This window comes from Streptococcus sp. OMI870, from assembly GCF_047460295.1.
Lineage (GTDB): Bacteria > Bacillota > Bacilli > Lactobacillales > Streptococcaceae > Streptococcus.
Genome location: NZ_JASHGM010000001.1, coordinates 165660 through 191884, shown reverse-complemented (window position 1 = coordinate 191884; position 26225 = coordinate 165660). Strand labels below are relative to the sequence as shown.

Genomic DNA, 26225 nt, shown 5'->3' with positions numbered 1-26225 from the left:
CTTGTTCAAAAACCCTTTTTTTTTCAAAAAAAATAATGAAAAAATGAAAAAAATTTTTTTAAAACAAAAGAACTTAATGTTTGATTGTTTGAAAAACGCGTAGTGATAATGGTTTGAAGAAAGAAGTAGGTTCTTATCTACTTTATTTTTCATTTAGATTAAGAATAAAGATGTGAAAAAAATGATTTTAGATTTGATACACTTAAAACATTACAAAGTAAGTTTATTAGTTTGCTTGTGCGATTAACTTATATGCATACGATTTTTGAAATTCTTCTGGTCGATTGTGTCCGAGAGCACGCGATACAATTAAGCTGGCCTTTCGATCCAGGACGACTCCCCTTAATTCTCCTCTTAGAAAAATTTTTTCTTTTTTATCTTTGATATCTTTGGGATCTCGCGCGACAAGAAGATAAAGACGTTTTGCGTATTCAGCACGATATTTATGAGGTTTTAAAGCAGATGGAACTTGAAACACACGCTTTTTACCAGCTAGCTTAAACTCCTCAACAAGCCTCTCTAATTCTTCTTTGTCTCGTGTGATAATCGGAACCCAACGATCTCTAGCTCCTTTTGTTTTATGCTTTTTACCAATGATTTTAAGATAATATCGGCCATCCTCACGTTGGTAGAGTGAGTCACCAGTAATTGCTTTTAGCTCATTTTTTCGTAGCCCAGTGGCAGATACGATTGAAAACCAACGATTATTCGTTTCTTCAGACATTCTGTCGTCATTAGATTTTAAGCGATTATTCCTTTTGTTAGCTCGATATCGAATATCTGTAGCAATAAAAGCAGTAGAAGACACGCCTAAAACTTTTGCCAATGCTGCTTTATAGGTTGACTGGGTTGGTGCAGAAAGCCCAGTTTTTTTACAATGTTCTAAGTATTGATTTACTAAGTCAATCCATCCATCTACATTCTTAGATTTTTCAAGAGCTTCTAACTCTTCGGCAGTAGCTGTTGCAGCAACAAAGTAAGCGAATCTGCTCCAGGAACCAGCATAGTTATGGAGCGTTCGATCGGTATGAATTAAATGAATATCCTCTCCTGTTTTTTTGGATTCATTTCGCTTGATACCTTTACCCTTCTTGAAGCGCGTGACTAGATTAGTTAAACCTTTTGATTGGACGAATTGTTTACGGCCTTCGAAAGTAGTTAGAGAATCCATTTGTTCTTTCTGGGCTTTCTCTCTAGCTTTTCGTCGTTCAGAACGACTTCGTTTCTTCTTTGACATAGTTCTTTCCTTTCTATAGAAGATAATGTACGTTTAAAGAAAATCTTAACAAGAATCTTAAGGTCTTTTAATTCAAGTTGAAGTAGTGCAGTGACATAAAGCTTGTATTCACTGATTAGTATCTTCCCTTTGCTAAGGGCGCTTCTTAATTGATGGCTAAGAAGTTAACCAAGCCATTTTACAACATGACAAGTTGACTCAATTCAAATAAGATGTAGAGTTCCACCTTACAGATAAAAATCTGTTGTTTTTTTCTTTTTACTCTTTTTCAGGTTTAAATGCTTTAAATTTAGCGACTGAGATAAGCTAGTTTTTTTGTATTTGATTTTTTTGACTTTTGTTATTTACTTTCGTTCTTATACTCTTATACTCTTATACTTTACTTTGTTATGATCAAAAATTTTTTTACTGCTATTGACATTACTTTTATTATCTATACATTTTTTTTAGTTAGTGAAATACAAAAATTGGTTCTTTCTTAACTCAGCTTAAACCTGCTGTTTACACGATAGCTACCTCCTTTTAAATATTAAAAAAAACGTAGCTAATTAGTTACGTCTCTACTTAATCAATCTTTAGATATCTATAGTATGCCATAAATTGATCATTATAAAAAACAAATTTTCTTTCTCTTTTGTGTTATACGGTTTTATTTGGGACTGTGTGTTTAGCGTGACTTTCACATACGTTTCTGTCAACGCTAAACACACAGAAAAATCAGCGACGTAATAAAAAGAACAGAATTGATTGAAATAGTATTCGGATGTAGATGCACTAAAGTTTCTTATACAGATTAAAAAATAGACAAAAAGAACATAATGCAATTCATATTTGCTTATTTTCTATTAACAGGACTTACGTTACACTTTATTTAAGAAATTTTACGCCAGGTGATTTTGAGGCAACATTGAATTCTATAACTAAGCAGATGAAGGAACTTGGATATGAGAGATTAATTTTATTACTTTGGAGCTCACAAATGATCAATCTTTAACAGTACTTATGAAGTTATCTTAAAACAAATTAAACACACTGAGATAAGTATATCAGTGTATTTTTGTGGTAAAATATAGAAGATTAGGAAGAACCAATACAAGTACTTTTTCAAAAGTATTTGAACTAAATATATTGAAAGTTTCAATATGATTTAATAAGATTTACAACATGAGAAAGGTTGCTTTATGGCAATAGATATTAGTGAAGAACAGTTGGCTATGGAGTCGGCTGACTTATTAAAAATTCTCTTAAAAGATCGAACGACAAAGAAAAACATAGTTTGGGCGACGCATTCTTATGAATTGTTAGGAAAGGGATTTGCTCCAAGTGATCGCATCACTCCAAGTAGGGTAACGGGAGCCTATGCAAACTTGATTCAACCTCGATCAGAAAAGTCCAAGTATGAGCAAAAAGACCGGACCAAGATTAGAGCCGAAGTTTTTACTCCAACATGGTTAGTTGAAAAGCAAAATGGCTACGTGGAAGCTGAACTTGAAGCTCTAGATCTTAAAGATTATATCCAAATGCGTTGGCTAGAAATTACCTGTGGTGAAGCACCTTATATGGTAACGCGTTATGATACAGTAACTGGTGAGGAAATCCCTTTATCTGAACGAGTTGGTTTTGTTGATAGAAAATTACAGCGCATTAGTCGTGAGGTTTCAAATGAAGCCAACTTCTATGAACTTGTAAAAGAGGTCTATCGTGCTTCATATGGCTATGAGTATCAAGGAGATTCCTTGCTTTTGGCGCGTGAAAACCTTTTAGCGACCTTTGAGGACTACTATTTAGCTAAGACTGGAAATCAACCAACATTGGAACAGAAGAAAGAAATTGCGACTATTATCTCTTACAATGTCTTTCAGATGGATGGATTAAAAAAGATCAGTCCTTTTTCGGATAGACAAGAGCAATCTCAACAGTTAAGTTTGTTTTTTGATGAGCTAGAAGTTCAAGAAGTAGAAGAATCTAAAACCAAAATTAAATACTGGAAAAAGAATAAGATGATAGGTTTTGATAGCCTATCTAGTGAGGAAAGTGAAATGAAATTTGATGTCGTGATAGGAAATCCGCCGTATCAGGATAATACATTAGGTGATAATGATACCTATGCACCAGCAATATATCCTTCATTTATGGAAGAATCATTTCAAATTGGCAGAAAAGTATGTTTAATTACGCCTGGTAGATATTTGTTTTCTGCTGGTAGGTTATCCAAAGAATGGCATGAAAAGATATTACATGATACACATTTCAAGATATTGTTTTACGAACAGAAAAGTAAAAATGTATTTATAAATACAGATATTAAAGGAGGAGTAGCTATTTGTTATAGAGATGAAGATAAAAGTTTTGGAGAAATTGGAACATTTATTCCACATGAAGAATTAAGAAACATACTACGAAAAGTTGAGGTTAAAGAAAAGCAAAGTTTATCTGATTTAATAACTAATCCTTTAAGTCATAAATTTACTCAAAAGTTAAAAGATATTCATCCAGAAGTTGTATCAATTGCTAGTAAAACATTTGATTTACGTTCTAATGTATTAGATAGATTGAATGACATTATTTTTTTTGATGCAGTTCCTGATAATGAGAATGAATATATTCAAATATTGGGCTTATTTAATAAACAAAGAGCATTTAAGTTTGTTAGAAAAGATTTTATAAAAGCTCCTCAAAACATTAATACATATAAAGTTTTTATCCCTGAGTCAAATGGTAGTGGAGCTCTAGGTGAAATCTTGTCAACTCCCTTAATTGGCGCTCCCTTAGTAGGTCATACTCAAACTTTTATTTCTATTGGTGATTTTAAAACAAAAGCGGAAGCAGAAGCTTGTTTAAAATATATTAAAACTAAATTCTCAAGAGTATTGCTTGGAGTTTTGAAACTAACTCAACACAATCCTTCCCCAATTTGGGCTAAGGTCCCACTCCAAGATTTTACCGACAATTCGGACATTGATTGGACACAATCAGTGGCTGATATTGACCGTCAGCTCTATCAAAAATATGACCTTTCTCCTGAAGAGATTGCCTTTATTGAGACTCATGTAAAGGAGATGGATTGATGGTAGAAATAAAAACTACGAAAGAGATTCATCCTAAAATCTATGCCTACACTACACCTACGGTAACAAGCAATGAGGGTTGGATTAAGATTGGTTATACGGAGCGTGATGTCACTCAACGGATTAAAGAACAAACGCATACTGCTCATATAGATACAGATGTCTTATGGACGGGAGACGCAGCTTATACGGAAGAGCCTGATAAAGGAAAGACTTTTAAGGATCATGATTTTCACCATTTCCTTTCTTTCCATGATGTGGAACGTCGTCCTAAGACAGAATGGTTCTATTTTAATGGGACTCCTGAAAAATCTAAAAATCTCTTCGATAAGTTTGTTCAGCATGATTTGTCTGGTTATCAGCCTGGAAAAGGACAGGACTATACTCTGCGACATGAGCAAGAAGAAGCAATTTCTAAGACCTTAGATTATTTCAAGAATCATCCAGGAAGCAAATTTCTTTGGAATGCCAAACCACGTTTTGGTAAGACCTTGTCTACCTATGATCTGGCTCGACGTATGGAAGCTGTCAATGTCTTGATTGTTACAAACAGACCTGCCATTGCTAACTCATGGTATGATGATTTTGAAAAATTCATAGCAGGCCAAACGACTTACAAGTTTGTTTCAGAGTCAGACAGTCTTAAGAATCGACCAACCTTATCTCGAAAAGAATTTCTTGATTTCTTAGATGATGATGTACGACAACTTGCTTTTATCAGTCTTCAAGACTTGAAAGGTTCTGTTTATTTAGGCGGTGAACACGATAAACTCAAGTGGGTGACTGACCTACACTGGGATTTATTGGTCATCGATGAGGCTCATGAAGGAGTTGATACCTTTAAGACTGACCAAGCCTTTAATAAGATCCGTCGAAACTTTACTTTGCATCTTTCTGGAACTCCATTTAAGGCATTGGCCAAGGGAGAGTTTACAGAGGAGCAGATCTACAACTGGTCTTATGCAGATGAACAGTTTGCCAAATCTACTTGGTCGCCTGAGCAAGAAGAGGAAAATCCTTATGAGAGCTTGCCTCAGTTAAATCTCTTTACCTATCAAATGTCTCAGATGATTGGCGAAGAGTTAGAAAAAGGTGCTCAACTCGATGGTGAAAACATTGACTATGCTTTTGACTTGAGTGAATTTTTCGCAACAGATGATAAAGGGAAATTCATCCATGAGCAAGATGTCAGAAATTGGTTAGATACTCTATCAAGCAATGAAAAGTATCCATTTTCAACCAAGGAACTTCGGAACGAACTCAAGCATACTTTTTGGTTGTTAGAACGTGTAGCCTCAGCAAAAGCATTAAAAGCACTTCTAGAAGAACATCCCATCTATGAAAACTATGAGATTGTTCTAGCTGCTGGTGACGGGCGTATGTCAGAGGAAGACGATAAGGTCACACTGAAATCCTTAGACTTGGTTCGAAAAGCGATAGCAGAGAATGATAAAACCATTACCCTATCCGTCGGTCAATTGACGACAGGTGTGACGATCCCTGAATGGACAGGCGTATTGATGTTATCAAACTTGAAATCACCTGCCCTTTATATGCAGGCTGCCTTCCGTGCGCAAAACCCTTACTCATGGAGCGATAACAAAGGAAATCACTTCCGCAAAGAAAGAGCCTATGTCTTTGACTTTGCGCCAGAAAGAACCTTGATTCTCTATGATGAGTTTGCGAACAACTTATCACTTGCAACTGCAGGAGGTGGAGGAACTTCCACAACTCGTGAAGAAAACATCAGAGAACTCTTAAACTTCTTCCCTGTCATAGCTGAGGATCGGGCAGGTAAGATGGTTGAAATTGATGCCAAGGCGGTCCTCACCATACCTCGTCAGATAAAAGCTAGAGAAGTCCTCAAACGAGGCTTTATGTCCAATCTCCTTTTTGATAATATCGGTGGCATTTTCCAAGCCAGTCAAACAGTTCTAGACATCTTAAATGAACTACCAGTTGAAAAGGAAGGGAAGTTACAAACACCTTCTGATTTACTAGATTTTTCAAATGTTACAGTGGATGATGGGGGCAATGCAGTAGTTGACCATGAAATCGTGGTCAATCAACAAGCTCGAATGTTCGGCGAAAAAATTTATGGACTTGGACAGTCTGTTGTTGAACTAGTCACAAAAGATGAGGAACGAACTCAAAAACAGCTGGTCAATGACTTGAGTAAGACAGTTTCTTCGGTAATTGTAGAAGAATTGAAAGCTGGATATGACCTTAAAACTCGTGAAACAGACAACATTATGAAACAAATTGCAGCAACATTTGAGAACGAAGTTCGAAAAAATGAGATAGAACGTAAAATTTCTGAAGCTCGTATCAAGGAAAAACTGCAACTACAGCTCAAAGATGCAAATGATAAGGAGCAAAAAGATAAGATTCAAGAAGATCTTGAAAAACAAATAGAAGAAAATAATCTCATCCATAAAGAAAAACTGGAACAAACACTCAAAAATGAAGTGGAAAAAATGCCTGAGAAGTTTATCGAACAGGTTGAGATAAAACGTGTTGAACAGTTGAAACAATCAGCTCAGGATGAGATTCGTGATCACCTTCGAGGCTTTGCACGAACAATCCCTAGTTTTATCATGGCCTATGGTGATCAATCTCTAACTCTTGATAATTTTGACACCTTTGTTCCTGAGCATGTCTTCTTTGAAGTGACTGGTATTACGATTGACCAATTTCGTTATTTGAGAGATGGTGGGCAAGATTTTGCAGGGCATCTCTTTGATCGAGCAACATTCGATGAGGCCATTCAAGAATTTCTTCGCAAGAAAGAGGAGTTGGCGGATTATTTTAAAGATCAAAAAGAAGACATCTTTGACTATATTCCACCACAGAAAACCAATCAAATTTTCACTCCTAAACGAGTAGTGAAAAGAATGGTGGATGATCTTGAGAAGGAAAACCCAGGAATCTTTGATGACCCATCTAAAACATTTATTGATTTGTACATGAAGTCAGGTCTCTATATTGCTGAACTCGTTAAGCGACTTTATAATAGCAATGGCTTGAAAGATGCATTTCCAAGTCCTGAAGAACGCTTAAAACATATCTTAGAAAATCAAGTTTATGGATTTGCGCCTTCAGAAATCATCTATAACATTTCCACTAATTTTATCTTTGGAAACCTCTCCCAAGATATTAGTAGAAAGAACTTTGTTTTAGAAGATACCATCCCTGCTGCTAAAGTAGGTAAGGTTCAGGAATTGGTAGATAAATATTTTGGTTAAGATAGTGTAATATTTTATTTTTTGAAGAGGGGGTATATTGGTCCCCCTTTTTCTTATATCAGTTCTCAGAGTTTTATATGATTAATTGAGGAAAACAGAATATACTTTTAATAAGGGAGGAATATAATGGGCAACAGTGATACGTATTCTTATGAATTAAAACCTTCTGAAGATGAGATTCAAAAAACCTACAATGACTATCTAGAGTTAAAGGAATTACTTGAAAAATCCAAATATCATAGTGGGGGTTTTTATTTTCTAAACAACAATAAAATATTCGATGAAGAAAATAAGCCTAAATTTTGTGATTATCAAATTAAGTTGGAAACTAGTTCAGAAATAAATTGTTTTATTAGAAGAATAGAAGTAATATTATCTAGAGATTACAAAATTGAAGAAACTCTAACTATTGACAAATCTCAAAGCAAAAATGAAGATAAAGAAAGAGGCAAATATTTAAACTGGTCGAAAAAACCAAAAAATGTATACGGGAGACAAATAGATAAAGTTACAAAAGCCTATTATCAAAAAGATATTTTTAACAGGGGACACCTAATCGCAGATTCAATAATCAAATATTCTGAGAGTTTTAATTATAGTAAATGTGAAAACTTTGTCATGATTACAAATTGGTGTAATAGAGCGAATACAATGCATTTAAACAAACTAGCTTGTGGAATGTACTACTTTGAAAAAATAATTCTGGATACACTAAAAACAGATAATACGCCCATACTATATCGCGTTACACCTGTATTTAAAATTAATGAAAATAAATGTAGACAATCAAACTGTAAGAAATTTGAATACCTTCCTAGAGGTATAATTATAGAAGCTAAGATAAAAGGTGATATTTGTTTCATGGGGAAAAACGCTAGAGCATTAGAAAAATCGTTTACTACCGAATTCAATGTATTTATTCCAAATGCTCAAAATAATGTAGATATAATCTATGATAAGAAATGCAATTAACCTATAGAGACATAAGAGATTGTATGAAAAAATTTTTTCCTCTAAACAGATTAGAATGTTTATATCATTGCTTTTGCTATAGGATAAGCTAGAAAGAATAATATTTTATAAATGACTAGATTTAACCATCAAAGACTTAAACACTTGATTATTTATTTTGTTGAAATATTTATTATCTCATCTTTTATTACGTGGTTACTAGAAAGGAGTCACCCATCCAGTAGTTTATATGAAGTAATAGAAACATTTTTCCTATCTTATGGAGCATATCAATTGTTGATTTATACTTCATTATCAATTATCGATGATATATCAAAAGATAGCGCTCTTATGCTTTTAAGTTTATTGAAATATTGCTTACTTTATAAGGAAACTGGGAGTGAGCAACTTAAAGTATTAATTAATGAGAAAATTGATTATCAGATTTCATATAGAGCTATGAATAGTCCTATCACAGAAGAATTACTAATAAATTTAAAGAAGAACATAGATTCTATCGATAAAGTATATATACAAACTCAACTAATAATGGCTGAACATGATTTTGAATTTTATCAACTACAGTGGAGATTATCTATTTTATTAAGAATATTGAAATAATCAAATTTTAAAAAATATCTCACCAGAAAAATTTAAATAGCAGTCCAAAAACCTAGACAAAAAATTTTATCTTCTGGAGCTAAGAGCATTTTATAGTACTTTTTTGAAAAATCGTTTTTTTATTTTTACAAAAAAATGGCATAATAATAGTGAAGATCAAAAAGGCAGTGCTGAACTGTCTTTTTTTGTTCCTAAAAAAAGGAGGTAGCAGATGCTCAAGAACAATCATTTAATAATAATATTAGAGAGAGTGAGGCCACCGTGAAAATTCACGAATGAAAAATCATATTTAAAAAAATTAATTAGAGGAAAACAAAATGAAAACGTATAAAAACTATGTGATTTCTTTAACTCAACAATATCTTACAGAGTTAATTAATCACAATGAAGAAGTCAATATTAGAATGTTTTATTCAACATTTGAAGAGGATCAGTATATCTCAATCTTGAATGACCAAGATCAAGAAGTGTCATTCAATTTTGTAAATGATAGCATTGAAATTGAATTAATTGATCCGTTGTGTGAGAAAATTTTGATTACATTTAATACTGTAGAACAAACAGCTAAAATCCATCTTGTAATTAATTTTCTCTTTGATTTGTTTTTTAGATTCAATTGGCATGAATCAGTTGCAGCGTTATCAGTTGCAGATTTCTGGGAACTGATCAAGAATTACGAAGAGGATAAACTCGATATGACGTTTGGTTACCCAAGAATCGTAGGCTCTAATAGCTGATAGCCATATTTTTAGGCACAAAAAAAGTGGGAAAGGAATAGTTTTATACTTATCCTTTTCCACTCTTTTTATTTTGTCTCGTTAATAATTGTATTAATAGCTGAAATGACTTTATTTTGTTTATACTCTGGTAAAGATTTGATAGTGTCGATAAGCTGTGCTAAGTCAGTACTTTCTTCTTTAAGTGTTAAATCAAAAAAAGTTTGTAGATCAACATTCAACGCATCTATAATTTTCTCAAGCGTACTAATTTTTATATTGGGCTCTAAATTTTCTAACTTATACGCGTAATTGGTACCAAGATCTGCTTTTTCTTCTAATTGTTCCTGAGTCATTCCTGACTGGGTCCGCAGAATCCGTATTCGTTTGCTTATATACTTTTGTAATTCTGACATTGCTCACCTCTTAAGACTATTTTACAGCCTTATAAGGTTAGGTTCTAGTTCTCAAAAGGTTGGTTACAACTTTACAAAGTTGCTAAAATATAGTATAATTCGGGTGTTTATAATTATATAGTGATAATTTGCTCAATAATCTATCATAAAGGTGGGAATTATGAAAAAGAAAACGATCAAAACAACTGTATCCGCTGTATCAATAGCTACAGCTTTTGCGGGAATTTCTGTTGTACAAGCGGATGAAGTAACCGCAACTCAGCCAAATGAGTCAACATTAAGTGTTGAATCGACGTCTACTTCGTCTACAAATATAAAACAAGTAGACGGAGTATTTGTTAATAACGGGGTTGCAACTGTAACGAAAACGCCAACTTCTGAAGTTATAGAAGAAGCAAGAACGATCAAGGAAGAAACGGATCAATCGGTTTCAAATCAAGAAAGTGCTTTAGAAAACGCTAAGACTTCAGAAGCAGTCGCTGCATCAAAAGTTTCCGAGGCAAATGTTGACTTAAAAAATGCTGAGGAAAATAAAGAATCAGCTACGCCTGAAAAAATTGAAAAAACGAAGAATGAAATATCAGAAGTAAAAGCTGATATTGATAAAAAGGAAACATCACTAAAAGATGCATCTGATAAAGTTCTAGAAGCTGAGAAAGAACATAATCAGCAATCATCGGTTATTAAAAAAGATCAAGATAAAATTTCAGAACAAGAGAAGAAAGTTTCGACAGCTGAGGAAGCAGTAGCAACTGCACAAAAAAATCTTGATGGTACTGGGGCATCGGAAATCATTGCTGAAAGAGACAAAGCAAAAAGTGATGTAGCTGAAAAAGAATCAGCAGAAGAAGCAGCGAAAAAAGCTTTGGAAACTGCCATTAACGAAGACAAAAATAAAGCAGAAGAACTCAGTAAAGCTTCTGCTGATGAAAAAGCGCAACTTAGTGCTAGTCAAGTTTCTGCTAAACAATTAGCAGATGCTAAAAAGGTTGCAGAAGAAGCTGCAAATGCATTAGTGAAGGCTCAAAAAGAGAAAGAAACTGCTCAGAAAGTTTTAGATGGTACCGGCGTTGAAGAGATTGTAGCAGAACGTGATGCTGCTAAGGAAACTTTAGATGCTAAAGCAGCAACTGAAAATACAGCAAAACAGGAACTTGATCGTGCCAAAGAAGCAGATGCTAAAAAAGCTACCGCACTAAAAAATGCAAAATCTGTTGAAGCGGATCAAATAAAGAAAAGCCAAGAAACGGCAGCAAATTTGTCATCTGCTGAGGAAAAACAAAAACAAGCACAAGAGAATCTAAAGAAAGCTCAAGAAAATAAGGTTTCAGCGCAAAGTAATCTTGATGCTTCTGAATCACAACTTGCCCAAACAATTGCAAATCGTGATAGCAAAGCAAATGATTTAGAAAATAAACAAAATAGTAAGATTAGTGCAGAAGAAGAGCTCAAAACAGCTAAAGAAAATGATGCTAAGAAAGCTTCGGAAATTTCAGCTTTAACTACTAAGAAAAACCAAGAAGAGGCAAAAGTAAATGAAACTTCAAATGAGCTAGCGAGTGCAACATCAGCATCTCAGGAAGCAAAAGAGAATAAAGAAAAGGCTGATCAAGCGGTTGAAACGCTCAATAAACAAATTGCAGCAATTAAAAATCTCACTATTCCTCAATTGCCTCAGGATGTCATTGATGCATACAAGGCTTATCTAGCCGATGACACAGATGCAAATAAAAATGCCTTAAACGACGTTATTCAAAAATGGTTCAAAGATAGTAAGTATGATTTTGGAACTGCATTAACAGAATATTCCCCTGAACACCAAAATATATTCATAAAGGAATGGTCAAACAAGGATATTGTTTTGCCGATCGATGATTCAGTCGTAGATTTAGACAATTTAACTGACAAGCAAATTGAAGCTTTGAGCCAATATTATGCACTTCTTGCCAACAATTTGCAAGACCAAGTTTGGGGTAGTCATCATTATATTGTCACTGAAGAATCTGTTCAGGGTGTCAAAAACATTGCAAAAGCCTATGCTGAAGAAAATAAACCATATAGCACAAGTCACAGCGATACTGCTCTAGCGAAAGATGGATTAGATTCCATCGTATGGACTGGAGAAAACATGAGCTATGATAATACATTGCTTGGTTATGGTGCGTATTATTCAGAAGCTAAAGAAACTCGTAAATCAACAATGTCTCAATTGTATCGCGAGGTATATGATGCTGTAATTAGTTTTATGACAAATGATGTTCATGCTTATTTTGGACACATGAAACTCATGATTGGGCAGAAAGCTCCTACAAATATTCGGGCAATTGGAGCTGCAAATAGTTTCACACCAAGTGGTGTTGGACGTATGCACTTTATTGAATTCAAAGGTCAAGATGCACATCTTGAATATGTTAAAGATGAACAAACTGGTGAATATCATTTCGTAACTGTTGACGACTATTATGATAAAGGGATTGCCAAACCTTTAGCTACTCCATTTGATACTTCAAAAATGGAAGATGAATTAACAGCTACTAAAGCTAAACAGGACGCAGCAAATACGGAAAATGATTCTGCACAGAAACGTTTGGAAAAAGCTAAGTCAGAAAACAATTCAAGTACAAATGCTCTCAAAGAAACCACAGAAAAATTAGATGCTCTGAAAGGTACACCTGATCAAACACCTTCAGCTACTACTAAATTGGAAATCGCTACACAAAATTATAATGAGGCACAAAGCCAATTTAATAAGGCTCAAGATGCACTCGATCAATTAAATGCTGATATTCAAAGCAAGCGTCAAGCTTTAGCAAATGCAAAAGATAATTTAGACCAGGCTACATCTGCAGAAGTAAAAGCTACATCTGATCTTGAAAAAGCAAAACTAGAAAATCAAAATGCAAATGAAAATCTGAAACAAACTCAAAAACTTGTAGCAGAATTAATGTCAGTTCCTGATCAAACTCCGGGTGCACAAGAGAAATACGACAATGCAAAACAACTAAAAGAAGAAGCTGAAACAAGATATATCAAAGCTCAAAAAGCTCTGGATAACTTAAATGCTGACCTTCAAGTTAAGCAAAAAGCATTAGAAACTGCAAAAGAGGAGCTTGAGAAAGCAAAAGCAACAGATAAGACTGCAAGAAACAATTTAGATGAAGTAACAAAAATTCATGAAAAACATTTGGCAGCCTTAAATACTACACGTCAAACGATTGCAAGATTAAACTCAATCTCTGATAAGACACCTCTTTCACAAAAGAATCTAGATGAAGCTTCAAAACAATTAGTTGCTGCCAAGACTCGTTATGCAAAAGCACAAAAAGCAGTTGAAAATCTAAATTCAGATATTCAAACAAAACAAAAAGTTTTAGCAGATGCGCGCACTGAATTGGATAAAGAACTTAAAGTACTTTCAGATCTTAAAGCTGAAAAAGCTACGGATGAAGCAGAACTCAGAAACCGTCAGAATAAAGTTGAAGAGTTAAAAGCTAAAGAAAGTCAAATTAAGGATGAAATTTCTAAATTAAATACTCACTTAGGTGCTTTAGAAACACTTTTGGATCGTCTTGAAAATGCTGATACATATTTGAAGAAAGCAAAAGAAGCATATGAGAATGCAGTTGAAGAGCATCGTTTATCACTTGAGAATGTAGTAAGAGAGGAAGCTAAACTTAAAACACTTCTACAAGATCAATTGGATGCGACTGCACAATATGAAGCGGTTAGGGAAGCCTATTTAAATACTCGTACAAGACAAAGCGAAGTCTTTAACGATAAAGTAGATCACAGGATGATTTCTCTGAAACCTACGTCAGAAAAGAGTATACCAGAGAATACTTCTAACGAACGAGTATATAGCTATGCTGGAAATCAAGCTAAATATGCTGCAAATAGAGCCTTGCCTAATACAGGTTCAATTGAGAATTGTTTAGTGTTTGCAATGGGAATTATTCTTTGTAGTTTTGGTATTTCAGTATCACGGAAACATCGTGATTAATAAAAGTTAGTTAAGTATTTCTTATTGTAGTAGTGAATAAAAGTTTATCATTCAAAATTTGATTTTTTACTAATGATGTTAGTGAAACTAGGTATATAAAAAAAATAATAAATATCTTTAGATATTTATAGGAGGAAAAATAATGAAAAAAATTATTGCTTTAGTTGTTTTAGTACTTGCGGTTGCCGGTGGGATATTCTTTTTCTTGAATCAAAATTCAGGACCAGAGAAACAAATTATTGGTACTTGGTATGATAGTAAACACGATTCAACTATCGTTTTCAATAGCGATAAAACACTAGAAGTAACAAATAATAAAGACGAATCTAGAGATGGAACTTGGAAAATCGCTGGAAAATATGTCAAATTAAAGATTTCTAGTGCAGCGAGTGCTAAAGCTGAATTACCTGGAAAAGATGAAAAAGAAGTAAAATATTTAAAGATTGAATTTAATTCAATTGAAACTGTTAACAGTGATTTTCGTGTAGCAGACGGAACATTTGAAAAACAGTAATATAAATTGGGTATATATCTTAAATATAGTTAAAAGATAAATAATAAAAGGATTTAGAATTAAAGTTATTGTTAACGTGATTCTAGGTCTTTTTATTGTTTTTAATTTAGTATTTAACTAATATTTGTATCAATTCTTTCGTTTTGAATTTTAACTTTTTAGGTGACAAATAACTCAGTCACAATAATAAAGTAATTGTCGCAATATACCTACTGTTAAGGTCAGTAATTATTGTCTATTTATTACTTCTTAACTGATTCCGTCACTATAATAATATGATGCCTCTAGTTGACAATATGTGTGATATAATTAACCCGATACTTAAACTTTTTATATGGTGGTGATTATTTAATGACTTCGACTAAAACAGTATGTAAATTATGTCATAAGTTATTCAATGACGATGAGATGAGTAGGGAACATTACCCTGCTAAAAGTGTTGGAAATGAAGATATTGTGTCGCTAGACATAGTTAAAATGATAGATACTTTTCATCCTAATCAATTAGAAAAAATTAAATTGAGGATGTCAAAAGGTGAAAGTTTAGAACATATTTGTGCGGATATTTTTGATAATGAATTAACTTCTCAATTATATGTAGAGGGGCGTACAGCAAAAACTTTGTGTAGAAAATGTAACACATTTTTAGGTAAATATGATGAAGCTTATTTGAAATTTTTTTCTCATAATGGAGATGAAAAAGCTATTAAAGGGTTTAACATAAATACAAAACTGAAAATTATAAAATCTATTTTTGGTAAATTTCTCTCTATTCCAGAAGCTATAAAAGAAGAATTTGATTTTCTTGACTTTCTTAGTAATGAAAATGCAGAAGAGTATAATGGGAAATGGAAATTGTATTTTGTTAAAAGGGATTTTTCTAGTGATATTATGGGATTAAAAGATATAGATACTGGAAAAATTGAATTCGATGAAGGAATAGTATATGAACTATCAGATGATAAGTTTATATTTAACCTTATGAATTTTGATAAACATACATGTTTTAAAATGAATAATATTTTTGACATACTTGATAAAGATTATAAACTAATAAAAGGAGTTGGGAGTAACGGTGGTTACCACGCACAAATGCTACTATCTCGTTTACTAGAAGATATTAATTGATTTGCCAAATAAATTAATCAATAGTTTAAAAGTTGTGTGTGTTCTTAACAGAAGGAAGGTAAATATGAAACATTTAGTAATTGTTGGGCACCCTAAAAGGCAATCTGAAGAAATAGTTATCTCTCATAAGAAGTATAAAATTAGTTTTGATAGAATTAAACAAAAAGAGAAAAATGAAGATCCCTTTATTTGGAACGACAACTTCTTTTATACATTTTGTCATACAAATGTTTCTTTGAGTCAAGATGTTAGAGACTGGATTAAAGAAGGAGAAGATGTTTATTTTATATTTGTATCTAAGATTCAAGAGAATAATAATAACGATATTCTAGAGATTGACACTATTATAAAAGCGAAAGAATTATATGAATGGCCGGAAAAAGGACAAAGAGATAAAGAATCACTTCCGGAAATATTTAAAGACGAAATAAAAATATATCATTTGCCAAGTTGTTATAATGGAAACTTGACTGAACATAATAAAATAAAACTATTTACCTGTATAGGTGACGAAAAAGAATCATTTTTACCTATGGAGAAAAATAAGGGAGAAGCTGTAGATTCATATAAACCGTATACATTAGATATAGAAATTTCTAAAAAACTTCTACAATTAATAACCGTTGAAAATAACAGTGCTTACTATGTTGTCAAACAGACAACTCCCAGATTAAAAGATAATCAAAAGGAAGAAATATTTAAAAAGGTTTCAAATAAAATTTTTGAAATAATAGAAAAATGTAAACAAGATAAAACTGCACATCTAAAAGGTAAACAAATAAAAAAATATTATTTAGGCTTTAGAAAAGAGGATAATGATAAAGAAAAAGTAAAGTGTGAAAATAAAACAGATTTCATTGAGTTAAAGACTTAATTTTTCTTTAATCTTGGGCAGACATTGTTTTACAGCAACTAACTTTCAGGTAAATAGTTGTTTTTCGGAAAGTCAGTTTATATATTATATAACTACAGAGAAAATTTTATAGGAACTAAAATTACTGCTTAAATCAAGGTAGTGTCATGTTATAATAAAAATGACAAATTTGAAAGGATCGGAAACTAATTTGAATGATTCAATAATTGTGTTAGACACGAATGTTATATCGGATATATTTGAAGCATCTCCAGATTATTACAATTTTATCATTAATTGTCTTGATAAAGTAAAAGATAACGTTTATCTGACAGATACCATTTTTCATGAATTATCATCAATTAAAGACAGACCATATAGAGTGCCTACATTTATAGAACAAAAACGTTCCTTCTTAAAACGGATACAAACTCATATTGGTGAAGAATTACGCGAAATTAAAAAATTTAAAAAATATGAAGATGCTTTGACAGACGTAACGATAATTGATGAAATTATAACTGAAATAGAGAACAAGGAAATTCTAATAAAAGATATGTTAGAAAAAATTGTTACTTCAAAATTAATTGAACCTGCTTTGTCAAATATTGACAAAAATTTTGTAAAAGAACTCATTAATGGTATTCAAAAAAATGGGAAAATTGGTGCTTCTTTAAAACGTGAAACTCTTGAAAAAGTATCCTATCATGTTGAAAAAAGAGGGTCATTTCCAGATGAGAATAAAAAAGGTATAAAAAAATTTAATGATTTTTTTATAGTTGAAGAAATGAAAATATTGGCAGAAACAAGAAAAAATGATGTTCTGTTTATCACCTCAGACGTTAAAGGAAATTTTCAGGAAGAGAAACTGGCGGAAGAATTTAAATCAACAACAGGTTACGAATTCAGAATAAAATCTGTAAATGATTTTTATAGTGAGATAGCTACTCTTTTTAATATTTCTCAAGAAAATATAACTGAGCTCTTTTTATCTGAAAACAAATTTGATTTTTTGGAAGAACTTAGAAATAGTAGTGAGTTAGAACAAATAATTAGTGATTACCTATTATATAGTGATGTTGATGGGGAAGATGAGGAATTAGAATATTTAGATATAGATTTCTACGATATTGAGATTGATTCATCTAATGATAATGAGGTTTCTTATATAGTGACAGGAAGAGTAGATGCTGAAAAAGTATTTTATGATTATTGGGGACGAGATGATGATACAAGAGAGATTATAACTTCACCTGCGAATTATAAATCTTACTCTGGTGATATAAAACTATTAGTTAATCGATCATTCGATGTAAAAGGTGATATTGTTAGAACAAATGATATAGATTGTGAAATTATGGATACAAGTGCACTTGAAGCAGAAATTAATACTTGGGGAGAAGATGATTTATAATAGAAAATTAAGTCAGTATGAAGAAATCATCCTTTTTTATAAGACTTAAGTATACTAGTAAAGAAATATTAATTAAAAGTTATTCTCATACGATTTTGATCTATCATAAAGATGAAGAGATTCAAAAATCCAGTTCCATACTAAAAATAATATTTGAAAAAGTAAAGGTGCAAGTCTGTCATTATTTTGAACACATTTTGAGATGAAGATTCAAAGGGTAAGAGAAAACAAAAAAGGAGGTTCTTATGTGTATAGTTGACCAAGTTAAGAAAATAGCAACTTATATTTGTGAAGCTTTTGAAGACTGGGATTTGGATGATCCTGTAGAAGAAGGATACTTGGAAGATTATCAGGAAATTTCTGGAGCATCTGAGGAGGAAATTCAGGAGTTTGAGAAGAAAATTGGAATTTCTCTCCCCGATGAACTTAAGGAAGTCTATCGCTACAAAAACGGCAGTAAATTCTTAGCAGTCTTACCCTGTGTGATTGACCAAAGAGAAATGGCTTTTTCTCTGATGAGTTTGCAGGAAATAGAGGATGGGAAAAGATATTTTCAAAATAGGGATTCCCTGTTAACGGAATTTCCCGACTATTTTTCGAGCCAAGATGTTGAAGAGATGCGTGATAGTAGAGTTAAACCCTATCTTTTTAATAAAAAATGGCTTCCTTTTGCGGAATATTGCGATTCTTGTTATCTCATGCTTGATTTTGATCCAGACCAGGAAGGGCAAGAAGGGCAGATTATTTGCTACATTCATGACCCTGATGAAATTATCTATGTGGCAAAAAATTTTACGGAGCTGATTGAAGGGATAATGGAAGTGATCGTATAAAAGAGGGTAGTATATTTCCCCATTTAAAAAATACTGATTCAAATTTTATGAAAATAATAAGTAGAATTAGTTCTAAGAAAACGTAGTTTTACTCTATCCTTAAAACAACTGTGAACTGTTTTTTCAAAACCAGGCATTAAGAAAGTTAGTAAAGCATCCAATAATAGAAGAATAAAATTTAATATAAAAAATCCCATCAGAATATTTCTGGTGGGATTTTTGGTGGGGAACCAATCGATTTTGATTGATTTTTAACCTTATATAATAATCGAAAGTGCTGTTAAAACAACCATTTCACTTCAAATCATGTTTATAAATCATTCCCACTCAACAGTTGCAGGTGGTTTACTTGTGATATCGTAGACAATACGGTTAACGTGGTCAACTTCGTTTACGATACGGACTGAGATTTTTTGGAGAACTTCCCATGGAATCTTCGCAAAGTCAGCGGTCATTCCATCGATAGAAGTGATAGCACGGATGGCAATGGTATAGTCGTAAGTACGGCCGTCACCCATAACACCTACAGAACGAACGCCTGTGTTAACAGTGAAGTATTGCCAGATATCGCGGTCAAGACCAGCTTTGGCGATTTCTTCACGGAGGATAGCGTCTGATTCACGAACAGTTTCAAGTTTTTCTTCAGTGATTTCTCCCATGACACGGATGGCAAGTCCTGGACCTGGGAATGGTTGGCGCCATACGATGTGGTCTGGCATGCCAAGCTCAGTACCGAGAGCACGAACTTCATCCTTGTAAAGAGTGTTGAGCGGCTCAATCAGTTCAAACTGCATATCTTCTGGAAGACCACCCACGTTGTGGTGAGATTTGATGGTTTGAGCAGTATCCGTACCTGACTCGATAACGTCTGTATAGAGTGTTCCTTGAGCCAAGAATTTCACGTCTGTTAGTTTGCTTGCTTCGTCGTCAAAGACATAGACAAATTCGTTACCGATAATCTTCCGTTTTTGTTCAGGGTCAGATACACCTGCCAACTTGTCCAAGAAACGTTTGGCAGCGTCCGCTTTGACAATGTTCAAACCAAACTTACCACCAAGCATATCCATGACTTGGTCAGCTTCTCCTTTACGAAGAAGACCGTGGTCTACAAAAATACAGATCAATTGATCGCCGATGGCTTTTTGAAGGAGAACGCCAACAACAGAAGAGTCTACCCCACCTGAAAGTCCAAGAAGGACACGTTTGTCTCCAACTTTTTCGCGGATTTGTTTGATTTGCATCTCGATGAAGTTATCCATAGTCCAGTCACCTTTGGCACCACAGATATTCAAGGCAAAGTTACGAAGGATATCATAGCCGTGAACAGAGTGACGAACCTCAGGGTGGAATTGGATTCCGTAGATTTTTTTATCAGGATTTTCAATCGATGCAAATGGACAGTCAGCAGAAGTAGCAGTGCGGATAAAGTCGGCCGGAATTTCTGTAACAGCATCTCCATGGCTCATCAAGACCAATTGTTTGTCTGGTGTGCCTGCGAAGAGAGCAGAAGACTCCGTCAAGCCAAGCTCAGATTGACCATACTCACGGTTACCAGCGTCCCCTGCGGGTACAACCTTTCCTCCAAGCTTGTGAGTCAATAGCTGCATTCCGTAACAGATTCCAAGGATTGGAATGCCGAGTTCGAAAATTTCAGGATCGATATCAAAAGACCCTTCCTCGTATACTGAGTTTGGTCCGCCTGAAAGAACGATCCCAACTGGATTAATTGCACGAACTTCATCAGCAGAAATTTTATGGCTCTTCAACTCTGAGAAGACACCAATTTCACGAATTCGACGTGAAATAAGCTGATTGTACTGGCTACCGTAGTCAAGCACGATGATCTTTTCAACATCATGCAAATCAGTTGATAGGTTTGTCATCTTATCCCCTTCTTATAGAAATTTACTTTCCTCTATTCTAACACAAATGCCTTGTCTTTACCAATCTCTGATTGAAGAATTAGGAATTTTACGCTACAATAGAGGTAACACAGAGAAAGAGCAATGTTATGATTCCAGCTTACATTCAAATTCATGATCAGATTAAATCTGAGATTGATCAAAAAATATGGAAAATTGGAGAACGGCTTCCCAGTGAACGTGATCTAGCTGAAAAATTCCAGGTGAGTCGGATGACTCTTAGGCAGGCCATTACCCTTCTGGTTGAAGAAGGAGTACTTGAAAGACGGGTAGGAAGTGGTACCTTTATCACTAGCACGCGCGTCCAAGAAAAAATGCGAGGCACAACCAGTTTTACTGAAATTATGAAATCGCAAGGTAAGGAACCTTCTAGTCAAGTGATTTCTTATCGTAAAACCATTCCTAGCCTTCAAGAAGTGGATAAATTAGGCATCGATAAGACAGACACCATCATTCGGATGGAGCGGGTCCGATATGCGGATGGGATCCCTGTCGTTTATGAAGTGGCTTCCATTCCAGAGAAATTTATAAAGAATTTCAATCGCGAAGAGGTTACTAGCCATTTCTTCCAAACTTTGGAGCGTCATGGTTATAAGATTGGAAAATCGCATCAGACTATCTATGCGCGATTAGCTAAAGATAAGATTGCTGACTATTTGCAGATTTCAAAAGGACAGGCTATTTTAGGATTGACACAGGTTTCCTATTTTGAAGACGGGACTGCTTTTGAGTATGTGAAAAGCCAGTATGTAGGCGAACGTTTCGAATTTTATTTGGAAAACAATTAAGCGAACAATGAACAGAAATAGAAAACTCTTCAAATGTCCGACGCAGATTCTCCGGGCATTTGGGAGCTTTTTTAGTGAGAACTCGTTCTTTCTAAGTAGTGATAGTATGGTCAAAATAAAAGATTTAAAAAAAATTTAAAAAAATTTTATTTTTTCTTCAATTTTTGATTTTTTTTACGAATTAATAGATAGAAGCTAGTTTTAGATCTAAAAAAAGATATAAGGCAGGAAAAAATGAAAAAAATTAAAATTGATGTGGTAGCTGTTCCCTTGAGTGGGCATCTGTACCCAACTTTAAATCTCGTCAAACCCTTATTGGATGATCCAAGCATGGAAATCCGGGTTTTCACAGGTCCTCAGAAAAAAGCGGTCACAGAAAGTCTCGGCTTCACGGTCGTTCCGATTCTAGAGGACAAAGTAGAAGAGTTTGAACGTGCGGCTAATAACGATAAAAAACACAATCTATTTTCAGCTTATCGTCAATTGTCCAAGAGTCTCGATTTGATTAATCATGTATCGGATCAATTGTTAGAGGAGTGGCGTGTCAATCGTCCAGATATTGTCATTGCTGATTTTATCACTCTATCAGCTGGCTTTGTGGCAGAACAGTTGGAAATCCCTTGGATTACCACCATGGCAACCCAATTTGCAATCGAAACTCCTTATGGTCCTCCTTGTTTCTTTGGAGGAATGGGCCTTGCTCGTTCCAAAAAGGAAGAGAGAATCCAGCGATTCTGTCGAAAACTCACGCGCGTGGCGAAATACTGTGGAGCATTCCTTCTACGTAATCGCTTAAAACGCTACAATTTTAAGGTATACAATCAAAATGGAGTGGAGACGATCTATTCTCCTTATGCGATCTTTGGAATTGGGATGATGGAGCTGGAGTTGAAAACACATTTCCCTCATCAATATGCTTGGCTTGGTCCTTTGGGGACTTCTCTTGAAAAATCAGAAGATTATCCTTTGGATCTCAGCCCTTATGAAGACAAAAAGAAGGTTCTCGTGACTTGTGGGACTCAGTTGCCGTGGGCAAAAGAAAATTTGCTCCAGCAAACCAAGCAGTTAGCCAAAGAGCATCCAGAATGCCACTTCTTTGTCACCCTAGGAGATGGAGCAAAAGAATTTTCTGAAGAAGAAGTGGCCTCAAATGTGACTCTCGTAACTTATCTCCCTTACAAAGAATACATACCACAAATAGACTATGTGATTCACCATGGAGGGGCTGGAATCTTTTATCAGTGCATCGAATTTAAGAAACCAGCCTTGATCTTGCCACATGATTATGACCAATTTGACTATGCCATTCGAGGAGTAGAAGCAGGGATTGCTTTTCAAGCTCATCGAAATCGCACTGAAGAAATTCAAGCAGGTTTTAACGCACTTTTAGAAAAAGAATCTTGGGAAGAGTTAGCGAGACTTAACAAACTATCAAAAACCTACAAACCGTTGGATACCTTAGAGTTTGAAATTCAACGATTATTAAGACGTGGAACGGATGGGAAACTATGAAAATTCTTGTAACAGGTGCGACTGGCTTCCTTGGAAAATATGTGATTGAGGAGTTATTGGATCACGACTATTCTATTGTAGCCTTTGGCCGAAACGAAAAAGTTGGGAAGGCTCTGGAAAGTGAGCGAGTCAAATTTGTAAAAGGGGATTTGAGCTCAATAGAGGAACTAAGACAAGCTTTTCAGGAAATTGATGCTGTTGTTCATGCAGGGGCCCTATCCACTGCTTGGGGACCTTGGAAAGCTTTCTATCAGGCAAATGTAGTCGGCACTCAAAATGTCCTTGACTTGTGCCGTGAATATGCAGTAAAACGCTTGGTTTATGTGTCTTCTCCCAGCATTTACGCAGCTGGAAAAGACCAATTCGATATCAAGGAAAGTGATGCTCCCAAAGAAAACCACCTCAATAATTACATCAGAAGCAAATTGGCTTCTGAAAAACTATTTCCTGACTATCCAGATGTGCCAAGTATTATCTTGCGTCCGAGAGGATTATTTGGTGTGGGAGATACCAGTATCTTGCCTCGGGTTTTACGCCTCAGTCGAAAAATTGGAATTCCGTTGATTCGAGGGGGAGAGCAGCTCATGGATATGACCTGTGTGGAAAATGTCGCTCTAGCCATTCGTTTGGCTTTGGAAGCAAAAGAAGCACACGGGCAGGTTTATAATATTACAAATGGAGAACCAAAGACCTTTAAGTATTTGATTGAAACAACACTAAAAGGGTTAGGAGAACCCCTCTGCTATCGGAAAATTCCAACAGGTCTAGTAGCAGGTGTGGCGTACAGCCTTGAAGGGCTGTATCGATTATTTCATCTGAAAGCTGAACCCCCCTTGACTCGCTACACTTATTATCTCCTTCGTTATAGCCAAACTCTCGATATTCAAAAGGCCCAAACAGAACTTGGCTACTATCCAAAAATGACCATTGAAGAAGGGATTGACAAGTATGTCCAACATGATCGAGCACATTGATTATTTTCCAGCAGGTTTTTGTAGCAGTCATTCTGGACTCTTATTTAAAGGGATTCCAAACAAAAAATTGCAATTTCCAGCAGGTGTCTTTTTGATTCATCATCGTGAAAAAGGATATATTTTGTACGATACTGGCTATCATTATGAGATCAAGAAAAAAGCACGGTATTTCTGGTACCGTCTAGCAACGCCTATGCAGATGAAAAAGGAAGACCAGATTGACTACTTATTGCAAGAGCGTGGAATTGATCCAGCAGCCATTTCCTATGTGTTTCTTTCGCATTTGCACCCGGATCATCTCGGCGGAGCAGCACTTTTTCCAAATGCTCATTTCTTTGTAACTCAGGAAGTCTATAAAGTGTACCAGAAGCCGAAATTCAAAGATCTGATTTTTAAAGAGTTTCTTCCAGCTGATTTCAAAGATCGTGTGACTTGTCTCAAAGCAGATCAAAGGCATCCTGCTTTCCCTTACCGCCCGACTGCGGACCTATTTGGTGATGGGAGTATTCTCGTATCATCTATCGATGGGCATGCAAGAGGGCAGGGGTGTCTGTATATGGATGAGCTAAAACTCTATATAGGTGCAGATCTATGCTGGGGAGTGGATCTCTTGCCTTACACACGAAAAATGCGTCTCATTCCTTCCTTTGTACAGGACAATAAGAAGTCCTATCTCCAGGGGGCAGATTTGCTAGAGAAACTATTACAAGAGGGCATTCAAGTTGTGGTCAGCCACGACCCGCAAGAACGGATTGAAAGGATTTTAAATGAAAAAAACAGTCTTTCTGAAAACCTTTATTGAAACGAGATGGTGCCATCGATTCCGTTCAAAGGAAACCTTAGAAAAGTACCAAAAAAAGCAATTGTCTCGTTACCATGCTTTTATCACTTCTCACTCTCCCTATTTTCAAACCCATTCTCCTGAATCCTTTGGGACTATGGATAAGAATTTCATGATGACGCATTTCAATGAACTTAATACCCTGGGCGTGGATCGAGATCAGGCATTAGAGATGGCCATACGTGGGGAACAAACACGAGATTTTACCGAAATGAATGGAGAAGTAGCAGTAGGCTTGTCCTCTGGAACCTCCGGTCACCGAGGGGTCTTTGTCACCACAGAAAAAGAAAGAAGTATGTGGGCTGCAGCAATCTTAGCTAAGATGTTGCCAAAAGGAAACCTGTTTGGTCATCGCATTGCTTTTTTCTTACGTGCTGATAACGAACTCTATCAAACCATTAATTCGTCCCTTATTCGATTAGAGTATTTTGATATCTTCAAGGATAGTAAGGAGCATTTAGAGCGTCTCAAAAACTATCAGCCAACCATTGTAGTGGCGCCAGCTTCCACCTTGATTGAGTTAGCTAACTATGTCACTAATCAGCAACTTGCTCTTCACCCTGTCAAGGTTGTCTCTGTCGCAGAGATCCTAGAGGATAGAGATGCTCAGTCAATCGCCAGAGCCTTTCAACTAGAAAAGGTCGATCAGGTCTACCAAGCGACAGAAGGGTTTTTAGCTTGTACTTGTTCAGAAGGTAATCTTCACCTCAACGAAGATATTTTGTATGTCGAAAAAGAGTATCTGGATGATCGCCGCTTTTATCCGATTATTACTGATTTTAAACGAACGAGTCAACCCATCTATCGCTACCGACTCAATGATATTTTAGTAGAAGAAAAGTCTCCCTGTCCTTGTGGATCCGTTTTTACTCAAATCGCGAAAATCGAAGGACGATCGGACGATATCTTCTATTTCAAAAAAGTTGATGGAAACAGCCAAACCATCTATCCAGATTTTATTCGCCGGTGCATTTTATTCGTTGAAAATATTCAGGACTATCAAGTGACTCAGCTGACAGATGGATCTATTACCATCGCCTTGAGTCATCGTTCCGACTTTATTGAGAAAGCGATCTTTGCCCAATTTGAACTCTTGGCTCAACAAAAACAATTCATCCTCCCAAGTATTCAATTTATCGATTACCAATGGGACCCAACACGTAAATTAAAACGTGTTCAACGACTTCAATAA

19 protein-coding genes are annotated in these 26225 nt (G+C 34.9%); 16 read left to right on the top strand and 3 right to left on the bottom strand.

The features are described 5' to 3' along the window. Window positions 1–226 precede the first annotated feature (226 nt). On the bottom strand, window positions 227–1237 hold the full coding sequence (locus QM968_RS00905) for a site-specific integrase (protein ID WP_414381471.1): 1011 nt from the start codon (window positions 1235–1237) through the stop codon (window positions 227–229). A 1181-nt stretch (window positions 1238–2418) separates the two neighbouring features. Here QM968_RS00905 and QM968_RS00900 point away from each other — a divergent pair. The 5 genes from QM968_RS00900 to QM968_RS00880 all read left to right on the top strand — a co-directional run bounded on the left by QM968_RS00900 (window position 2419) and on the right by QM968_RS00880 (window position 9859). Beyond that, complete coding sequence (locus QM968_RS00900) at window positions 2419–4305, top strand: Eco57I restriction-modification methylase domain-containing protein (RefSeq protein WP_414381469.1); 1887 nt, start codon at window positions 2419–2421, stop codon at window positions 4303–4305. Next, window positions 4302–7550, top strand: coding sequence for a DEAD/DEAH box helicase family protein (locus QM968_RS00895; RefSeq protein WP_414381466.1), 3249 nt, complete (start codon window positions 4302–4304; stop codon window positions 7548–7550). Before QM968_RS00900 ends, QM968_RS00895 begins: the two co-directional genes overlap by 4 nt. 126 nt (window positions 7551–7676) lie before the next feature. Continuing rightward, window positions 7677–8522 (top strand): DNA/RNA non-specific endonuclease, encoded by an 846-nt coding sequence (locus tag QM968_RS00890; protein ID WP_414381463.1) that lies wholly within the window; start codon window positions 7677–7679, stop codon window positions 8520–8522. Window positions 8523–8633: 111 nt separating this feature from the next. After that, window positions 8634–9122, top strand: a complete 489-nt coding sequence (locus QM968_RS00885; protein WP_414381460.1) for a hypothetical protein — start codon at window positions 8634–8636, stop codon at window positions 9120–9122. Window positions 9123–9439: 317 nt separating this feature from the next. Then, a complete protein-coding gene (locus QM968_RS00880) occupies window positions 9440–9859 on the top strand; it encodes a hypothetical protein (protein ID WP_414381457.1) in 420 nt (139 codons plus the stop codon). A gap of 68 nt (window positions 9860–9927) precedes the next feature. On the opposite strand, the gene QM968_RS00875 is transcribed toward QM968_RS00880, so the two are convergent. Continuing rightward, window positions 9928–10254 (bottom strand): helix-turn-helix domain-containing protein, encoded by a 327-nt coding sequence (locus QM968_RS00875; protein WP_013903620.1) that lies wholly within the window; start codon window positions 10252–10254, stop codon window positions 9928–9930. Window positions 10255–10414: 160 nt separating this feature from the next. On the opposite strand from QM968_RS00875, the gene QM968_RS00870 reads away from it, so the two are divergent. From QM968_RS00870 to QM968_RS00845, 6 genes are all read left to right on the top strand, one after another. Next, window positions 10415–14254 carry an SEC10/PgrA surface exclusion domain-containing protein gene (locus QM968_RS00870; RefSeq protein WP_414381454.1) on the top strand — a complete coding sequence of 1280 codons (3840 nt, stop codon included), beginning with the start codon at window positions 10415–10417 and terminating at the stop codon, window positions 14252–14254. Between the two features lie 142 nt (window positions 14255–14396). Then, window positions 14397–14768, top strand: coding sequence for a hypothetical protein (locus tag QM968_RS00865; protein WP_414381451.1), 372 nt, complete (start codon window positions 14397–14399; stop codon window positions 14766–14768). Window positions 14769–15119: 351 nt separating this feature from the next. Next, on the top strand, window positions 15120–15896 hold the full coding sequence (locus QM968_RS00860; protein ID WP_227221553.1) for a hypothetical protein: 777 nt from the start codon (window positions 15120–15122) through the stop codon (window positions 15894–15896). 64 nt (window positions 15897–15960) lie between these two features. After that, window positions 15961–16770, top strand: coding sequence for a hypothetical protein (locus QM968_RS00855; RefSeq protein ID WP_227221554.1), 810 nt, complete (start codon window positions 15961–15963; stop codon window positions 16768–16770). Between the two features lie 190 nt (window positions 16771–16960). Further along, complete coding sequence (locus QM968_RS00850; RefSeq protein ID WP_227221555.1) at window positions 16961–18163, top strand: PIN-like domain-containing protein; 1203 nt, start codon at window positions 16961–16963, stop codon at window positions 18161–18163. Between the two features lie 245 nt (window positions 18164–18408). After that, window positions 18409–18996: an SMI1/KNR4 family protein gene (locus tag QM968_RS00845; RefSeq protein ID WP_227221556.1), complete on the top strand. Its 588-nt coding sequence runs from the start codon at window positions 18409–18411 to the stop codon at window positions 18994–18996. A 317-nt stretch (window positions 18997–19313) separates the two neighbouring features. On the opposite strand, the gene guaA is transcribed toward QM968_RS00845, so the two are convergent. Further along, window positions 19314–20879: a glutamine-hydrolyzing GMP synthase gene (gene guaA, locus QM968_RS00840; protein WP_414381446.1), complete on the bottom strand. Its 1566-nt coding sequence runs from the start codon at window positions 20877–20879 to the stop codon at window positions 19314–19316. Window positions 20880–21007: 128 nt separating this feature from the next. On the opposite strand from guaA, the gene QM968_RS00835 reads away from it, so the two are divergent. The 5 genes from QM968_RS00835 (at window position 21008) to QM968_RS00815 (ending at window position 26225) form a co-directional block, all read left to right on the top strand. Then, window positions 21008–21706 (top strand): GntR family transcriptional regulator, encoded by a 699-nt coding sequence (locus QM968_RS00835; RefSeq protein WP_049514367.1) that lies wholly within the window; start codon window positions 21008–21010, stop codon window positions 21704–21706. 234 nt (window positions 21707–21940) lie between these two features. Next, a complete protein-coding gene (locus QM968_RS00830; protein WP_414381444.1) occupies window positions 21941–23218 on the top strand; it encodes a glycosyltransferase in 1278 nt (425 codons plus the stop codon). Continuing rightward, window positions 23215–24192: an NAD-dependent epimerase/dehydratase family protein gene (locus QM968_RS00825; protein WP_414381441.1), complete on the top strand. Its 978-nt coding sequence runs from the start codon at window positions 23215–23217 to the stop codon at window positions 24190–24192. Before QM968_RS00830 ends, QM968_RS00825 begins: the two co-directional genes overlap by 4 nt. After that, on the top strand, window positions 24167–24994 hold the full coding sequence (locus QM968_RS00820; RefSeq protein ID WP_414381438.1) for an MBL fold metallo-hydrolase: 828 nt from the start codon (window positions 24167–24169) through the stop codon (window positions 24992–24994). Before QM968_RS00825 ends, QM968_RS00820 begins: the two co-directional genes overlap by 26 nt. Further along, complete coding sequence (locus QM968_RS00815; protein WP_414381436.1) at window positions 24960–26225, top strand: F390 synthetase-related protein; 1266 nt, start codon at window positions 24960–24962, stop codon at window positions 26223–26225. The genes QM968_RS00820 and QM968_RS00815 overlap by 35 nt, the downstream gene beginning before the upstream one ends.

Excerpts from the sequence above, each read along its gene's own strand:
- QM968_RS00865 (WP_414381451.1), top strand. The coding sequence starts at position 14,397 with ATGAAAAAAATTATTGCTTTAGTTGTTTTAGTACTTGCGGTTGCCGGT.
- QM968_RS00890 (WP_414381463.1), top strand. The coding sequence starts at position 7,677 with ATGGGCAACAGTGATACGTATTCTTATGAATTAAAACCTTCTGAAGAT.
- QM968_RS00830 (WP_414381444.1), top strand. The coding sequence starts at position 21,941 with ATGAAAAAAATTAAAATTGATGTGGTAGCTGTTCCCTTGAGTGGGCAT.
- QM968_RS00825 (WP_414381441.1), top strand. The coding sequence starts at position 23,215 with ATGAAAATTCTTGTAACAGGTGCGACTGGCTTCCTTGGAAAATATGTG.
- QM968_RS00905 (WP_414381471.1), bottom strand. The coding sequence starts at position 1,237 with ATGTCAAAGAAGAAACGAAGTCGTTCTGAACGACGAAAAGCTAGAGAG.
- QM968_RS00880 (WP_414381457.1), top strand. The coding sequence starts at position 9,440 with ATGAAAACGTATAAAAACTATGTGATTTCTTTAACTCAACAATATCTT.
- QM968_RS00860 (WP_227221553.1), top strand. The coding sequence starts at position 15,120 with ATGACTTCGACTAAAACAGTATGTAAATTATGTCATAAGTTATTCAAT.
- QM968_RS00855 (WP_227221554.1), top strand. The coding sequence starts at position 15,961 with ATGAAACATTTAGTAATTGTTGGGCACCCTAAAAGGCAATCTGAAGAA.
- QM968_RS00815 (WP_414381436.1), top strand. The coding sequence starts at position 24,960 with ATGAAAAAAACAGTCTTTCTGAAAACCTTTATTGAAACGAGATGGTGC.
- QM968_RS00870 (WP_414381454.1), top strand. The coding sequence starts at position 10,415 with ATGAAAAAGAAAACGATCAAAACAACTGTATCCGCTGTATCAATAGCT.
- guaA (WP_414381446.1), bottom strand. The coding sequence starts at position 20,879 with ATGACAAACCTATCAACTGATTTGCATGATGTTGAAAAGATCATCGTG.
- QM968_RS00885 (WP_414381460.1), top strand. The coding sequence starts at position 8,634 with ATGACTAGATTTAACCATCAAAGACTTAAACACTTGATTATTTATTTT.
- QM968_RS00875 (WP_013903620.1), bottom strand. The coding sequence starts at position 10,254 with ATGTCAGAATTACAAAAGTATATAAGCAAACGAATACGGATTCTGCGG.
- QM968_RS00900 (WP_414381469.1), top strand. The coding sequence starts at position 2,419 with ATGGCAATAGATATTAGTGAAGAACAGTTGGCTATGGAGTCGGCTGAC.
- QM968_RS00820 (WP_414381438.1), top strand. The coding sequence starts at position 24,167 with ATGTCCAACATGATCGAGCACATTGATTATTTTCCAGCAGGTTTTTGT.
- QM968_RS00845 (WP_227221556.1), top strand. The coding sequence starts at position 18,409 with ATGTGTATAGTTGACCAAGTTAAGAAAATAGCAACTTATATTTGTGAA.
- QM968_RS00835 (WP_049514367.1), top strand. The coding sequence starts at position 21,008 with ATGATTCCAGCTTACATTCAAATTCATGATCAGATTAAATCTGAGATT.